The sequence below is a fragment of the Pandoraea commovens genome, from assembly GCF_902459615.1.
Lineage (GTDB): Bacteria > Pseudomonadota > Gammaproteobacteria > Burkholderiales > Burkholderiaceae > Pandoraea > Pandoraea commovens.
Genome location: NZ_CABPSA010000009.1, coordinates 193,019 through 206,571, shown reverse-complemented (window position 1 = coordinate 206,571; position 13,553 = coordinate 193,019). Strand labels below are relative to the sequence as shown.

Genomic DNA, 13,553 nt, shown 5'->3' with positions numbered 1-13,553 from the left:
ATCAACAAGGATTTTTCATGACGACGCACGCTCGCGCCGCCGGGGCTGTGCCTATGCTGCACGTGCAATGCCTGCCCGCCGACGCACCGCTCGCGGTGGCCTGGCAGCAGGCCGCCGACGCGATTCGCGCGCGCCTCGCACCGTGGCCGGACGAGTCGACATCGCCGCAATGGCGCCTGCACGCCGAGACACCGGTTAGTGCTGGGCAGGGCGATGTCGTCTGGTTGCCGCTCGTGCCTGAGCATGGACTGGGCACGGCGGCGTCCGTCCGCCTGGACGCATGGCGCGCGAATGGCGCGGTCGTGCTTTGCTCGCATGCCCTCGCGCAGGGGCACGTGGAAGACACGCTGTACACGCCGGATGGCGTCTATCGTGTGGTGGGCGTCGACGATCCTGCATTCTTTCCTGCATTTGCCGCGTTTTTGGACTGCGGTTTCGCACCGCACGACGCGTTGGTGCTCGGCCGCGCATGGCGCACGAACGGCAGTCACGCGCGTGCGGAAGACGTCGACACGCTGGGCGCATGGCCGACCGTGCTTGAGACGTTTCCCGCTGTGCTCGGTCAAGTGCCGTCGCCGGGGCGCTTTCCGGCGTGCCCGACGCGACTGGGTCTCTACCCGGTGCTGCCCGACGCCGATTGGTGCGAGCGGATGGCCGATCTTCAGGTCGGGACGGTCCAGTTGCGCATCAAGGACCCGGCGCATCCGGGGCTGCGCAGCGAGATCGAGCGCACGGTGGCGGCGGGTCGCCGAGTGACGCACGACAGCGCGTGGTTCATCAACGATCACTGGCGTGAGGCGGCGCAGGCCGCCGCCTACGGCGTGCATCTCGGTCAGGAAGACATGGCGGCGCTCTCGGCCGACGAAGTCGCGACGCTGCACGCGAGCGGCATGCGGCTGGGCATCAGCACGCACGGCTATTACGAGATTCTCGCGGCGCATCACTTCCGTCCAAGCTATCTGGCCGTCGGCGCAGTGTTTCCGACGACGACCAAGGTCATCGCCACCGCTCCGCAAGGGCTGGCGAAGCTGGCGCGTTACGTGAGGCTCATCGCGCCGCATTACCCGCTGGTGGCGATTGGCGGCATCGACGCGGCCAACCTGCCGCAGGTGCTCGAGACTGGCGTAGGATGCACGGCCGTCGTGCGCGCCGTGACGGAAGCGGAGGACGTGGCCGCAGCCGTCCGTTCGATGCAGAAGGAATTCGCGCGACGGCCGTGAGTTTGCTGTGCGCCGTTGGCGGTGGTTACAGTTCGCGCGTCATGAAGACTGCGCCATCGCCATAGCCCGCCAGTTTGGCGGCGATCTGCGGCGAGACGTCCACTGTGACCTGATACCCGAAGCGGGCCCAGAACCCCTGCGATTGCTGCACGGCCACCAATGCCGAGGCGCGCAGGCCGAGCGATTGCGCTGCCGACAACGCGGCGGCATAAAGCTGACCGGCCACGCCGGCGCCACGCGTGCGTGGTGCAAGCGCCATGTCGTGCACGTACCAGCAATCGGGGGCGTCCGGCAGCGCGTCGAGGACGGTGTCCAGCGGCGGCGGTGCGGTGAGATGCCAGGGGTGCGTGAACAGATAGCCCGCGATGCCTGCGTCCGTCGGCCCGGCCGGCTCAGCATCTGACGCATCCACCGCCACCCAGCAGGTCTGCGGCGATAACGCCAGACGCGAGGCGAGGGTGGCTTCCGATTCCAGCATCAGGTGGCCATATGCGAGGGCCTGCACCGTCAGCACGTGGGGAAGGTCGCCAGGTTGCATCGGACGAATCCGAAAGTCCGATGTCGCCGTAGACTGCGGCGCGACGGGGCGGAAAGTAGGAGGGGTAGCGGAGGACATCCCGAGGAACGATGACGAGGGCGAAACGTCGTATTGTAGCAACGGCGCAACACCGGCGCGGGGCCAGAAGACGATAAGTCCTTGGTGGCGTTGGGTTTTTGCGGCGTTGCGGCTATTGGAACGTTATCGCAGCAATACGTCCGGGGCCTGTAGAATCCCGCGGGGCAGCGCCATTCCTTGCTTTCGCCGACCCGGCGTGGACGGCATCGATTGGTAAACCCCCCTATAATTGGCGTTTTGCGCCGCACTATAAGACCCGAAACGTGCCTACCCCGAATCCGGAAAATCTGCTCGAACTGCGCGACGTCAGCTTTGGTTATGGCGAACGTCTGGTGCTTTCGGGGCTGAATATGCGGTTTCCCCGCGGTAAGGTCATTGCGGTCATGGGGGGCTCCGGCTGCGGTAAAACGACCGTGCTGCGTCTGATCGGCGGTCTCGTGCACGCCAGTAAAGGTCAGGTCGATTTCGACGGGACCGATGTTTCCACGCTCGACCGCGACGGCTGGTACCGCTTGCGTCGCCGCATGGGCATGCTGTTCCAGTTCGGCGCGCTGTTTACCGACATGACCGTGTTCGAAAACGTGGCGTTTCCGCTGCGCGAACACACCCGTCTCGACGAAGACCTGATCCGTGACCTCGTGCTGATGAAGCTCAATGCTGTGGGCTTGCGTGGCGCACGCGACATGAAGCCTGCCGAGATCTCCGGCGGGATGGCACGCCGTGTGGCACTCGCCCGCACGATTGCGCTCGATCCGGACCTCGTCATGTACGACGAGCCGTTCACGGGTCTGGACCCGATCTCGATGGGGATTACGGCGAATCTGATCCGTAAGCTCAACGATGCGCTGGGCGCGACGTCGATCATCGTCTCGCACGATGTCGCCGAGACGTTCGCCATCGCCGACTACATCTACTTCATCAGCGAAGGCCGTATCGCCGCGGAGGGCGCGCCGGACGCGCTGCGCGCCTCGAACGACCCGACGGTGCGCCAGTTCATCGACGCCCAGCCGGACGGCCCCGTGAAATTCCAGTATCCCGCGCCGCCGCTCGCGGAAGACTTCGGTATCGGAGCGCGTGCATGATTACCACCATTGGCAGTTTTGTTCGCGGCCACGTCGAGCGCCTGGGTTACGGTGCGCGCATGTTCCTGCGCATGCTCGGATCGAGCGCCGCGCTGCTGCGCCGTCCGCGTCTGGTGACGGACCAGATTCACTTCGTCGGCAACTATTCGTTCGTTATCATCGCCGTCTCGGGCCTGTTCGTCGGTTTCGTGCTCGGCTTGCAAGGCTATTACACGCTCAACAAGTACGGCTCGGAGCAAGCGCTCGGTCTGCTCGTGGCGCTGTCGCTGGTGCGTGAGCTAGGACCGGTCGTCACGGCACTGCTGTTCGCCGGGCGTGCGGGCACGTCGCTCACCGCCGAGATCGGTCTGATGAAGGCGGGCGAGCAACTGACCGCCATGGAGATGATGGCGATCGATCCGATCGCGCGCGTGGTCGCACCGCGATTCTGGGCGGGCGTGATCGCCATGCCGATCCTCGCGGCGATCTTCTCTGCGGTCGGTATTTTCGGCGGTTACCTCGTCGGCGTCGAGATGATCGGCGTGGATTCCGGTGCGTTCTGGTCGCAGATGCAAGGCGGCGTGGACGTATGGGCGGACGTCGCGAACGGCGTCATCAAGAGCATCGTGTTCGGCATTGCCGTCACCTTCATCGCGCTGTATCAGGGCTTCGAAGCACAGCCGACGCCGGAAGGCGTGTCGCGTGCAACGACGCGTACGGTCGTGCAGGCATCGCTGGCCGTGCTCGGCCTCGACTTCCTGCTTACGGCACTCATGTTCAGCTAAGAGGCCGGCTCGCCTGCCAAGACATAGACAGACAGTTTGCGCACACTGACACAATGAAAAAACACCCTCTCGACTTCTGGGTCGGCCTGTTCGTGGTACTCGGCTTTGCCGCCCTCCTGTTCCTCGCGCTCAAAGCGGGCAACATGAGCTCGCTGTCGTTCTCGAATACTTATCCGGTCACGGTGCGGTTCGACAACATCGGCGGTCTCAAGCCGCGTGCGGCGGTCAAGAGCGCTGGCGTGGTGGTGGGGCGCGTGGCGTCGATCAAGTTCGACGACAAGCGTTATCTGGCCGACGTCACGCTCAATCTGGATTCGCAGTACCAGTTCCCGAAGGACTCGTCGGCGAAGATTCTGACGTCGGGCCTGCTCGGCGAGCAATACATCGGACTTGAGCCGGGGGGTGATGATCAGATGCTCAAGGGCGGTGATACGATCACGCTCACGCAGTCTGCCATCGTGCTGGAAAACCTGATTGGCCAGTTCCTGTACAACAAGGCAGCAGATGCCGGCGGCGCCCAGGCGGGCGGCGCATCGGCAGCACCGGCGGCAGCGCCGGCGGCTGGGGCAGCACCGGTAACCCAAGGAAAATAAGAGAAAATGACCAGCTTCCGTACTTCGGCAGTGTTGGCCGCTGGCGCGTTGGCGCTGGCAGGCTGTGCCACTGTCACGAACCCCAACCCCGCTGACCCCATCGAAGGTTTCAACCGTTCGATGTACAAGTTCAACGACACGCTCGACAAGGCCGTGCTCGTGCCCGTGGCAAAGGGCTACCGTTTCACCGTGCCGGAACCGGCGCGTGACATGGTCACGAACTTCTTCTCGAACGTTGGCGACGTGTACAACGTCGCCAACAACCTGCTTCAGTTGGACATCACGGCCGCCGCGCAGGATCTGATGCGCCTGACGATCAACACCTTCTTCGGTGTCGGTGGTCTGTTCGACTTCGCCACGCCGGCGGGCCTGCCCAAGCATAGCCAGGATTTCGGCGTGACGCTGGGCAAGTGGGGTATTCCTGCAGGCCCATACCTCGTGCTGCCGCTGCTCGGCCCGAGCACGGTGCGCGACGGCGTCGGCATGGCCGGTAACATGTTCATCGACCCGACGTCGTATATCAAGCCGGACTGGATCAGCTACTCGCTGTATGGTGTGCGTCTCGTGAATACGCGCGCCAACCTGCTCGACGCGTCGAACCTGCTCGAAGCCGCCGCGCTCGATCCGTACTCGTTCACGCGCGACGCATATCTTGCACGTCGCAAGTATCTGGTGAACGGCGGGGCGACGAGCGATACGTCGCTGCCGAATTACGAAGATGAAGACGGTGCAGGTGCTGCAGCGGCCGGTGGCGCTGGCGCACAGCCGATGCCCGCCGCCCAACCGGCCTCTGGCGCAAGTGCTCCGGCACCCGCCTCAGGTGCGCATGCCGAACCGGACGCGCCGCAAGGCTCGCCCGTGCCGGGCAAGATGGTGCCGGGCGGTTTGCCCTTCCGTCGCTAATCGTCATCGATCGTCGACGACTGTCGTCGACTGTTGTTGAAACGGAGCCCGGCGCGCTATTCAGGCGATAGTCGCGTCGTCTCCGGGCAACAGTTTGTTACACGACACTCCCGGCAATCCGAGAACTCCAGACGCCGCGCGGGTATCCAAACCCGCAACACTCGTCACTCGAAAGAGGAAGTCCACAATGAAGAAGTTCTGGCTCATTCCCGTCATGGCTTTCATGACGTACACCGCCGCTGGCTCGGCCATGGCGCAAGCGCAGTCCCCGGATGCGCTCGTTAAGCAGACCGTGAACGAAGTGATGGCTGCGGCCAAGAGCGATCCCAACATCCAGAAGGGCGATATGACCAGCATCACGCGTCTGGTCGAGCAGAAGATCATGCCGCACGCCGATTTCACCAAGACGACGCAACTGGCGAGCGGCGCTGCATGGCGTCAGGCCACGCCCGAGCAGAAAAAGCAGTTGACGGAACAGTTCAAGACGCTGCTGCTGCGTACGTATGCCGGTGCCATTGCCCAGATTCGCGACCAGCAGGTCGAATACAAGCCGTTCCGCGGTCAGCCGAGCGATACCGATGCCGTGGTGTACACGAGCGTTGTCAACAACGGTCAACCGATCGAGCTCGATTACCGTCTTTACAAGACGGCGAGCGGCGAATGGAAGCTGTATGACCTGAACGTGCTGGGCGCGTGGCTGGTTCAGACGTACCGCAATCAGTTTGCCGAGAAGGTGAATCAATCTGGCGTCGATGGCCTGATCCAGTTCCTGACGCAACGTAACCAGCAACTCGCAGGCGGCAAGTAAGCCCATGCTCGCGTTGCAAACCGACCTGACTCACGACACTGCCGGCGACGTCCTCGCGCGGGCCATCGATCGCATTGACGCGGGCGAGACCCAGATCGACTGCGCCGGGCTCACGCATTTCGACTCGTCGGCGCTCGCGGTGCTGCTGGCTTTGCGCCGTCACGCGAGTCGGCGCGGTGCGACGTTGGCGTTCACTAACTTGCCGACAGGGCTGGCCAGTCTTGCGCTGGTGTACGGCGTCGACCATCTGCTCTCGAGCTGATTCGTCCGGCCGGACTGCCGCCCTTTCGAAGAAGCGCCGTCACGTGACGGCGCTTTTTTTATGGCTGGGCGCAGGGCGGCGCAGGCCATAAGCCTTCGGTGCCGCGCCGCTGGTGCGTTACCGAGGTTACAGACCGGTTAAGGCGGGCGCGAGCACGGCCGCCACCAGCTTCCTTTATAATCAGGGGTTTTCTGCCGACTTTTGGGCAGTGACCCCCGTCCGGGCCCCGGCACCGCCATTCTGGTGGGTGCAATCCCCCGACCCGGAAAACAATAATGGCGTACCCGCGAAGACGGGTGCGTGTAGTCATGGCCGCCATCGAAATCCGTAACGTCAAAAAACGCTATGAAGCGTTGCAGGCGCTCAAGGGCGTCAGCTTCTCGATCGAGGAAGGCGAATTCTTCGGTCTGCTCGGCCCCAACGGCGCGGGCAAGACCACGCTGATCAGCATTCTTGCGGGCCTCGCGCGCGCGGATTCGGGCAACATCAGTGTGCTCGGTCACGATGTGGTGCGCGATTACCGCGACGCCCGCCGCAAGCTCGGCGTGGTGCCGCAGGAACTCGTCTTCGATCCGTTCTTCTCCGTGCGCGAGACGCTGCGTATTCAGTCCGGCTACTTCGGACTCAAGCGCAACGACGACTGGATCGACGAAGTGATGGCTAACCTCGATCTGACTGACAAGGCGGACGCGAACATGCGTCAGCTCTCGGGCGGCATGAAGCGACGCGTGCTGGTGGCGCAGGCGCTGGTGCATCGCCCGCCGGTGATCGTACTCGACGAGCCGACCGCCGGGGTCGACGTCGAACTGCGTCAGACGCTCTGGAAGTTCATCTCGCGTCTGAACCGCGAAGGTCACACGATCGTGCTGACCACTCACTATCTTGAAGAAGCGGAAGCGCTGTGCGACCGCATCGCCATGCTCAAGCGCGGCGAAGTCGTGGCGCTGGAGCGTACGGCGTCGTTGTTGCAGCGCTTTGCGGGCACGCGTCTCGTGCTGCGCTTCAAGCAGGGCACGTTACCGGCCGAGCTGCGTCCGTTGCTGGTCGACGGTCAGGACACGAACGGCCATCAGTTCGCGCTGCGCCTGTCGGGCTGCGACGAAGTGGAATCCATTCTCGCCACCTGCCGTGCGGCAGGCGGCATCGTCGAAGACATCGACATTCAGAAGGCCGACCTCGAGGACGTATTCGTGCAGATCATGTCGGGTTCGCGCGCGCAGGAGGTGGCAGCATGACCGGCTTCAGCACGTTGTTCTACAAGGAAGTGCTGCGCTTCTGGAAGGTGAGTTTCCAGACCGTGGCCGCACCGGTGCTCACTGCGTTGCTGTATCTGATGATCTTCGGCCACGTGCTCGAAGACCGCGTGAAGGTCTACGATCAGATCAACTACACGTCGTTCCTCGTGCCGGGACTGGTGATGATGAGCGTGTTGCAGAACGCGTTCGCCAATAGCTCGTCGTCGCTGATTCAGTCGAAGATTACGGGCAACCTCGTGTTCGTGCTGCTGCCGCCGCTCTCCCATTGGGAGATGTATGGCGCGTACGTGCTGGCGGCTGTCGTGCGCGGGCTGGCGGTCGGGCTGGGCGTTTTCCTCGTGACGGTCGCGTTCACGCATCTGACATTTGCTGCACCGCTGTGGATTTTGGGCTTCGCCTTCTTCGGCGCGGCAATCCTCGGTACGCTGGGATTAATTGCGGGCATCTGGGCCGAGAAATTCGACCAGCTCGCTGCCTTCCAGAACTTCCTGATCATGCCTGCGACGTTCCTCGCGGGCGTGTTCTATTCGATCCAGTCGCTGCCGCCGCTGTGGCAGGCCGTCTCGCACTTCAACCCGTTCTTCTACATGATCGACGGGTTCCGTTACGGCTTCTTCGGCGTGTCCGATGTGGCCCCGACGACGAGTCTCGCCGTCGTCGGCGTGACTTTCCTGATACTCGCAACCGTGGCGCTGAATTTGCTGCGCCGTGGCTACAAACTGCGTCACTGAACTTCTCCAGGATCAGCCATGCTGCCTACCCCCGAACAAATCAAGCAGTACATCGAAGCCGGTCTGGCTTGCGATCACGTGGCCGTCGAAGGTGACGGTCAGCACTTCTTCGCGACCATCGTCAGCGCGCAGTTCGAAGGCAAGCGCCTCATTGCGCGCCATCAACTCGTGTACGGCGCGCTGGGCGACCGCATGAAGGCCGAAATCCATGCGCTCTCGATGAAGACGCTCACGCCGGCGGAGTATCAGGCGCAATGAGGATTACGCAAGAAAGCGCTGGCGCTGCCGGCAACGGCGAGGTTCTCGCTGGCGAGCGTGTGGCCGCAGACCACCTGGAAATCGAAGGCGGCGAGCGGCTGGAAGGCGAGATTACCGTCTCGGGTGCCAAGAACGCTGCGCTGCCCATTCTGTGTGCCAGCCTGTTGACGGCTGAGCCGCTTGTGCTGGGCAACGTCCCGGATCTGCACGACGTGCGCACCATGCTGACGCTGCTCGCGCGCATGGGCGTGAAGGTCGAGCGCAACGGCGAGTCGGTGACGCTGGACGCGTCGCAGATTACCGAGCCGGCCGCACCGTACGAGCTGGTGAAGACCATGCGCGCATCGATTCTGGTGCTCGGCCCGCTGCTCGCCCGTTGCGGCGAGGCGCGCGTGTCGCTGCCGGGCGGATGCGCCATCGGTGCGCGACCCGTCGATCAGCACATCAAGGGCCTGCAAAAGATGGGTGCCGAGATCACGCTGACGCATGGCGACATCGTGGCGCAGGCCTCACGTCTGCGCGGCGAAACGCTGGTGACGGACATGATCACGGTGACGGGCACCGAAAACCTGCTCATGGCGGCCACGCTGGCCGACGGTGTGACCGTGCTGGCCAACGCCGCACGCGAGCCGGAAGTGACCGATCTGGCCCATCTGCTCGTGAAGATGGGCGCGAAGATCGACGGCATCGGAACGGATCGTCTGGTGGTGACGGGCGTTGCGCGCTTGCATGGTGCAACGCACGATGTCGTGCCGGATCGTATCGAAGCTGGCACGTTCCTGTGTGCGGCTGTGGCCACGCGCGGCGACATTACGCTGCGCCGCGTGGTGCCGGGTACGCTCGACGCCGTCATCGAAAAATTGCGTGAGACCGGCGCGAATGTGACCGGCGGTGCGGATTGGCTGCGTGTGCAGATGGGTCGTCGCGCGCAGGCCGTGAGTTTTCGGACGTCGGAATATCCGGCGTTCCCGACCGATATGCAGGCGCAGTTCATGGCGCTGAACTGCATTGCGCAGGGTGCGTCGCAGGTCGTTGAAACGATCTTCGAGAACCGCTTCATGCATGTGCAGGAATTGATGCGTCTGGGCGCAAATATCGGCATCGAAGGCAACACGGCGCGGATTTCCGGCGTGGATCGTCTGTCGGGCGCGCATGTGATGGCGACCGATCTGCGTGCGTCCGCCAGTCTGATTGTCGCGGGTCTGACGGCCGAAGGCCGCACCCTCGTCGACCGCATTCATCACCTCGATCGCGGCTATCATCGTATCGAGGCCAAGTTGTGCGCCGTGGGCGCGCGAATCCGGCGTGTCGAAGCATGCCAGGGAGAGATTGCATGAGTACCGTGAAGTCGGCCAAGCCGGCCCAGCCGCTGGCCCAACCGCTTACGCTGGCGCTCTCGAAAGGGCGTATCTTTACGGAGACGCTGCCGTTGCTTGCAGCGGCCGGTATCGAGGTGACGGAAGATCCCGAAACCTCGCGCAAGCTGATCCTGCCGACGACCGATCCGAATCTGCGCGTGATCATCGTGCGCGCGACGGACGTGCCGACGTATGTCCAATACGGTGCCGCCGACTTCGGCGTGGCCGGTAAGGACGTGCTCATCGAACACGGCGGTGGCGGCCTTTATCAGCCGATCGATTTGAACATTGCGCGTTGCCGCATGTCTGTGGCTGTACCGAAGGGTTTCGACTACGCGAATGCCGTACGTCAGGGCGCACGTCTGCGTGTGGCGACCAAGTACGTGCAGACCGCGCGCGAACACTTCGCGGCCAAGGGCGTGCACGTCGACCTGATCAAGCTGTACGGCTCGATGGAGCTGGGCCCGCTCGTGGGTCTGGCCGACGCGATTGTCGATCTGGTGAGCACCGGCGGCACGCTACGGGCCAATAATCTGGTGGAAGTGGAGGAGATCATGGATATCTCGTCCCGCCTCGTGATCAACCAGGCTGCGCTCAAATTGAAGCGTGAGTCTTTGCAGCCTATTCTGGATGCCTTCGAGCAGGCGTCCCGGCAAACAGCATGAAACTCGATATTCGCAAACTCGATTCGTCCGCTGAAGGATTCGCCGCGCAGTTGCGCGACGTTCTGGCGTTCGAAGCGAGCGAAGACGCCGCCATCGACCGTGCGGCCGCCGAAATTCTCGCCGACGTGAAAGCGCGCGGCGACGCTGCCGTCATCGAATACACCAACAAGTTCGATCGTCTCAGCGCCTCCGATATGGGCGCGCTGGAGCTGTCTGCCGACGTGATGGCGGCGGCGCTCGAAGGGCTTGAGCCGAAGCGTCGCGCTGCCCTCGAAGCAGCGGCTGCGCGTGTGCGTGCCTATCACGAGAAGCAGCGCATCGAATGCGGCAGCCATAGCTGGCAATACACCGAGTCGGATGGCACGGTACTGGGTCAGAAGGTGACGCCGCTCGATCGCGTCGGCATCTACGTGCCGGGCGGCAAGGCGGCGTATCCGTCGTCGGTGCTGATGAACGCGATTCCGGCGCGTGTGGCCGGTGTCAAGGAAATCGTCATGGTGGTGCCCACGCCGGACGGCGTGCAGAACCCGTTGGTGCTGGCGGCGGCGCACATCGCCGGTGTGGACCGCGTGTTCACTATCGGTGGCGCACAGGCGGTCGGCGCGCTGGCGTATGGCACCGAGTCGGTGCCGGCTGTCGACAAGATCGTCGGCCCGGGCAATGCCTTTGTGGCGGCGGCCAAGCGTCGCGTGTTCGGCACCGTCGGCATCGACATGATCGCCGGTCCGTCGGAAATCCTCGTGATCTGCGACGGTACGACCGATCCCGACTGGGTGGCGATGGACCTGTTCTCGCAGGCCGAGCATGACGAACTCGCTCAGTCCATCCTGCTGTGCCCGGACGCCGAGTACATCGCGCGTGTGTACGCGTCGCTGGAGCGTCAGATCGACGACATGCCGCGCCGTGAGGTGATCGCAGCGTCCCTGCAAGGCCGTGGTGCGCTGATCAAGGTGCGCGATACGGCCGAAGCGTGCGAGATCGCCAACGTGATCGCGCCGGAGCACCTGGAAATCTCGGCGGAGACGCCGCAGCAGTGGGGCGACAAGATCCGTCACGCCGGTGCGATCTTCCTCGGCAAGTTCACGAGCGAAAGCCTCGGCGACTACTGCGCCGGTCCGAACCACGTGCTGCCGACCTCGCGCACCGCGCGTTTTTCGTCGCCGCTCGGGGTGTACGACTTCATCAAGCGTTCGAGCCTCATCGAAGTGAGCGAGGGCGGCGCCCGCATGCTCGGCGAGATCGCGGCCGAACTGGCATACGGCGAAGGCCTGCAAGCGCACGCGCGCAGCGCCGAATACCGTTTGCATCACGAGTCCTGACATGCGCGACGACGCCCTGCGGCCCGCGTATTGTCCTTCGACGCCGGCCACTGTCCGGCGTCGGACCCGCGCAAACGCTGTTTCCAAGCTTTCCAAATCGGTTTCGTTGCCAGCCCGCCTTGTGCGGGCTGCGCTGCGTTCTGCCGTGCAGACGGTCGTGCTGTTCGGTCTCGGCATGACGCTGGCCACGGCGGCGCACGCCGCGGGCAGCTATTGCCAGCACGCCAAATTCGAAGGCACATCCGTCGAGAAGATGACGGTGTGTGTGCGGCGTCAGGCGTTCGATAACGACGTTTACGTGCTGCGTCTGGACGGCAAGACCGCGCTTCGCGGCACTGACGAGGAAGTGGCGCACGGCGTGTTCGGCCGTGTCGGCAACCGGCTCGTCGCCATGCGCTGCGAGGCCGAGGAGTCACCCGCGCGGGTGAGCCCGGCCGTGGCGCAGGCGTTGTCGTGGCAGACGGGCGTGCGCGTGCAGCGCATTACCGACGCGCTCGGCAACGTGGAGACCGGCCGCCGTTGCACCGTCAAGATCGACGGGGCGGATGCCGGGTTGCTGACGTTCGCGTTCAACTGAGTCGCCGCTTCCGTACCGATTGATTCATCCCTAATTCGTCATCCATCGCCTTCGATTCGCCATGTCCGTCGACCAAGTGATTCGCCCCGATGTGCTCGCCATGAGCACCTATCCCGTGCCCGATGCCAGCGGCTTTCTGAAGCTCGACGCGATGGAGAACCCCTACGGCCTGCCCGATGCACTGCGCACCGCGCTGGCGCAGCGTCTGGCCGATGTGGCGCTCAATCGTTATCCGGCACCGCGTCCGCAGGCGCTGCTTGAGAAGCTCTCGCGCACGATGGGCGTGCCCGCAGGTGCGAAGCTGCTGCTCGGCAATGGCTCGGACGAAATCATCAGCATGATCGCGATGGCGACGGCACGCCCGGGTGCGGCGGTCATCGCGCCGATGCCGGGTTTCGTGATGTACGAGATGTCGTCGCGGTTCGCTGGGGTCGAGTTTGTCGGCGTGCCGCTCACGGCCGACTTCTCGCTCGACATGCCTGCGATGCTGAACGCGATTGCGGCGCATCCCGGCGCGGTGGTCTATCTGGCGTACCCGAACAACCCGACCGGCAACCTGTTTGCCGACGAGGACATCGAAACGCTGGTGCGCGCGGCGGGCAACGGGCTGGTGGTGATCGACGAGGCGTACCAGCCGTTCGCGGGCAAGACGTGGATGCCGCGTCTGCCCGAATTCCCCAATCTGCTGGTGATGCGCACCGTCTCCAAGCTCGGACTGGCGGGTATCCGGCTGGGCTATGTGGCGGGCAGCGCCGAGTGGCTGGATCAGTTGGATAAGGTGCGTCCGCCCTATAACGTGAACGTGCTGACGCAGGCGTGCGCCGAATTTATGCTCGATCACCTTGACGTGCTCGACGCGCAGGCGGCCGAGTTGCGCGCGGAGCGCACCCGGCTGGCGGCCGCAGTGGCGGCGCTTCCCGGGGTGACGGTGTTCGCCAGCGACGCGAATTTCCTGCTCGTTCGGGTGCCGGACGCCGACAAAACCCACACTGGCCTGCTCGCGCACAAGGTGTTGATCAAAAACGTGGGTAAAATGCACGTATTGCTGGCCAATTGCCTCAGATTGACGGTCGGCACCCCCACGGAGAATGCCGCAATGGCCAAGGCTCTGGCGGCATCACTCTAACAAGCTATACGACGA

Annotated in this window: 16 protein-coding genes; 15 read left to right on the top strand and 1 reads right to left on the bottom strand. The window is 63.9% G+C overall.

Annotated elements, in window-relative coordinates; genetic code table 11:
- The first annotated feature begins 17 nt into the window (after window positions 1–17).
- Window positions 18–1,220: a thiamine phosphate synthase gene (locus PCO31010_RS22685; protein WP_246184740.1), complete on the top strand. Its 1,203-nt coding sequence runs from the start codon at window positions 18–20 to the stop codon at window positions 1,218–1,220.
- A 25-nt stretch (window positions 1,221–1,245) separates the two neighbouring features.
- Here PCO31010_RS22685 and PCO31010_RS22680 read toward each other — a convergent pair whose 3' ends face one another.
- A complete protein-coding gene (locus tag PCO31010_RS22680) occupies window positions 1,246–1,758 on the bottom strand; it encodes a GNAT family N-acetyltransferase (protein WP_150666255.1) in 513 nt (170 codons plus the stop codon).
- Between the two features lie 341 nt (window positions 1,759–2,099).
- On the opposite strand from PCO31010_RS22680, the gene PCO31010_RS22675 reads away from it, so the two are divergent.
- The 14 genes from PCO31010_RS22675 (at window position 2,100) to hisC (ending at window position 13,538) form a co-directional block, all read left to right on the top strand.
- Entirely contained in the window at window positions 2,100–2,918 is an 819-nt protein-coding gene (locus PCO31010_RS22675) for an ABC transporter ATP-binding protein (protein WP_150666254.1), read from the top strand.
- On the top strand, window positions 2,915–3,682 hold the full coding sequence (gene mlaE / locus PCO31010_RS22670; RefSeq protein WP_150666253.1) for a lipid asymmetry maintenance ABC transporter permease subunit MlaE: 768 nt from the start codon (window positions 2,915–2,917) through the stop codon (window positions 3,680–3,682). Before PCO31010_RS22675 ends, mlaE begins: the two co-directional genes overlap by 4 nt.
- 53 nt (window positions 3,683–3,735) lie before the next feature.
- On the top strand, window positions 3,736–4,275 hold the full coding sequence (gene mlaD, locus PCO31010_RS22665) for an outer membrane lipid asymmetry maintenance protein MlaD (protein WP_150578325.1): 540 nt from the start codon (window positions 3,736–3,738) through the stop codon (window positions 4,273–4,275).
- Between the two features lie 6 nt (window positions 4,276–4,281).
- A complete protein-coding gene (locus tag PCO31010_RS22660; RefSeq protein ID WP_150666252.1) occupies window positions 4,282–5,178 on the top strand; it encodes an MlaA family lipoprotein in 897 nt (298 codons plus the stop codon).
- A gap of 187 nt (window positions 5,179–5,365) precedes the next feature.
- Window positions 5,366–5,986: an MlaC/ttg2D family ABC transporter substrate-binding protein gene (locus PCO31010_RS22655; protein WP_150666251.1), complete on the top strand. Its 621-nt coding sequence runs from the start codon at window positions 5,366–5,368 to the stop codon at window positions 5,984–5,986.
- Window positions 5,987–5,990: 4 nt separating this feature from the next.
- Window positions 5,991–6,248, top strand: a complete 258-nt coding sequence (locus PCO31010_RS22650) for an STAS domain-containing protein (protein WP_150666250.1) — start codon at window positions 5,991–5,993, stop codon at window positions 6,246–6,248.
- A gap of 308 nt (window positions 6,249–6,556) precedes the next feature.
- Entirely contained in the window at window positions 6,557–7,483 is a 927-nt protein-coding gene (locus tag PCO31010_RS22645; protein WP_150578367.1) for an ABC transporter ATP-binding protein, read from the top strand.
- Window positions 7,480–8,235, top strand: a complete 756-nt coding sequence (locus PCO31010_RS22640; RefSeq protein ID WP_039393623.1) for an ABC transporter permease — start codon at window positions 7,480–7,482, stop codon at window positions 8,233–8,235. Before PCO31010_RS22645 ends, PCO31010_RS22640 begins: the two co-directional genes overlap by 4 nt.
- 18 nt (window positions 8,236–8,253) lie before the next feature.
- Window positions 8,254–8,493, top strand: coding sequence for a BolA family protein (locus PCO31010_RS22635; protein WP_039393621.1), 240 nt, complete (start codon window positions 8,254–8,256; stop codon window positions 8,491–8,493).
- On the top strand, window positions 8,490–9,830 hold the full coding sequence (murA, locus tag PCO31010_RS22630; RefSeq protein ID WP_150666249.1) for a UDP-N-acetylglucosamine 1-carboxyvinyltransferase: 1,341 nt from the start codon (window positions 8,490–8,492) through the stop codon (window positions 9,828–9,830). Before PCO31010_RS22635 ends, murA begins: the two co-directional genes overlap by 4 nt.
- A gap of 32 nt (window positions 9,831–9,862) precedes the next feature.
- Entirely contained in the window at window positions 9,863–10,516 is a 654-nt protein-coding gene (hisG, locus tag PCO31010_RS22625) for an ATP phosphoribosyltransferase (RefSeq protein WP_095178579.1), read from the top strand.
- Window positions 10,513–11,835 carry a histidinol dehydrogenase gene (hisD, locus tag PCO31010_RS22620; RefSeq protein ID WP_150666248.1) on the top strand — a complete coding sequence of 441 codons (1,323 nt, stop codon included), beginning with the start codon at window positions 10,513–10,515 and terminating at the stop codon, window positions 11,833–11,835. The genes hisG and hisD overlap by 4 nt, the downstream gene beginning before the upstream one ends.
- A 106-nt stretch (window positions 11,836–11,941) precedes the next feature.
- Window positions 11,942–12,412: a hypothetical protein gene (locus PCO31010_RS22615; protein WP_150666247.1), complete on the top strand. Its 471-nt coding sequence runs from the start codon at window positions 11,942–11,944 to the stop codon at window positions 12,410–12,412.
- A 61-nt stretch (window positions 12,413–12,473) separates the two neighbouring features.
- Window positions 12,474–13,538 carry a histidinol-phosphate transaminase gene (gene hisC / locus PCO31010_RS22610; RefSeq protein WP_150666246.1) on the top strand — a complete coding sequence of 355 codons (1,065 nt, stop codon included), beginning with the start codon at window positions 12,474–12,476 and terminating at the stop codon, window positions 13,536–13,538.
- The last annotated feature ends 15 nt before the right edge of the window (window positions 13,539–13,553 follow it).

What these genes read in the sequence shown, in the direction of transcription:
- PCO31010_RS22640 (WP_039393623.1), top strand. Translation starts at nt 7,480, where the DNA reads ATGACCGGCTTCAGCACGTTGTTCTACAAGGAAGTGCTGCGCTTCTGG.
- PCO31010_RS22645 (WP_150578367.1), top strand. Translation starts at nt 6,557, where the DNA reads ATGGCCGCCATCGAAATCCGTAACGTCAAAAAACGCTATGAAGCGTTG.
- mlaE (WP_150666253.1), top strand. Translation starts at nt 2,915, where the DNA reads ATGATTACCACCATTGGCAGTTTTGTTCGCGGCCACGTCGAGCGCCTG.
- PCO31010_RS22655 (WP_150666251.1), top strand. Translation starts at nt 5,366, where the DNA reads ATGAAGAAGTTCTGGCTCATTCCCGTCATGGCTTTCATGACGTACACC.
- hisD (WP_150666248.1), top strand. Translation starts at nt 10,513, where the DNA reads ATGAAACTCGATATTCGCAAACTCGATTCGTCCGCTGAAGGATTCGCC.
- PCO31010_RS22680 (WP_150666255.1), bottom strand. Translation starts at nt 1,758, where the DNA reads ATGCAACCTGGCGACCTTCCCCACGTGCTGACGGTGCAGGCCCTCGCA.
- mlaD (WP_150578325.1), top strand. Translation starts at nt 3,736, where the DNA reads ATGAAAAAACACCCTCTCGACTTCTGGGTCGGCCTGTTCGTGGTACTC.
- hisC (WP_150666246.1), top strand. Translation starts at nt 12,474, where the DNA reads ATGTCCGTCGACCAAGTGATTCGCCCCGATGTGCTCGCCATGAGCACC.
- murA (WP_150666249.1), top strand. Translation starts at nt 8,490, where the DNA reads ATGAGGATTACGCAAGAAAGCGCTGGCGCTGCCGGCAACGGCGAGGTT.
- PCO31010_RS22685 (WP_246184740.1), top strand. Translation starts at nt 18, where the DNA reads ATGACGACGCACGCTCGCGCCGCCGGGGCTGTGCCTATGCTGCACGTG.
- PCO31010_RS22650 (WP_150666250.1), top strand. Translation starts at nt 5,991, where the DNA reads ATGCTCGCGTTGCAAACCGACCTGACTCACGACACTGCCGGCGACGTC.
- PCO31010_RS22635 (WP_039393621.1), top strand. Translation starts at nt 8,254, where the DNA reads ATGCTGCCTACCCCCGAACAAATCAAGCAGTACATCGAAGCCGGTCTG.
- PCO31010_RS22660 (WP_150666252.1), top strand. Translation starts at nt 4,282, where the DNA reads ATGACCAGCTTCCGTACTTCGGCAGTGTTGGCCGCTGGCGCGTTGGCG.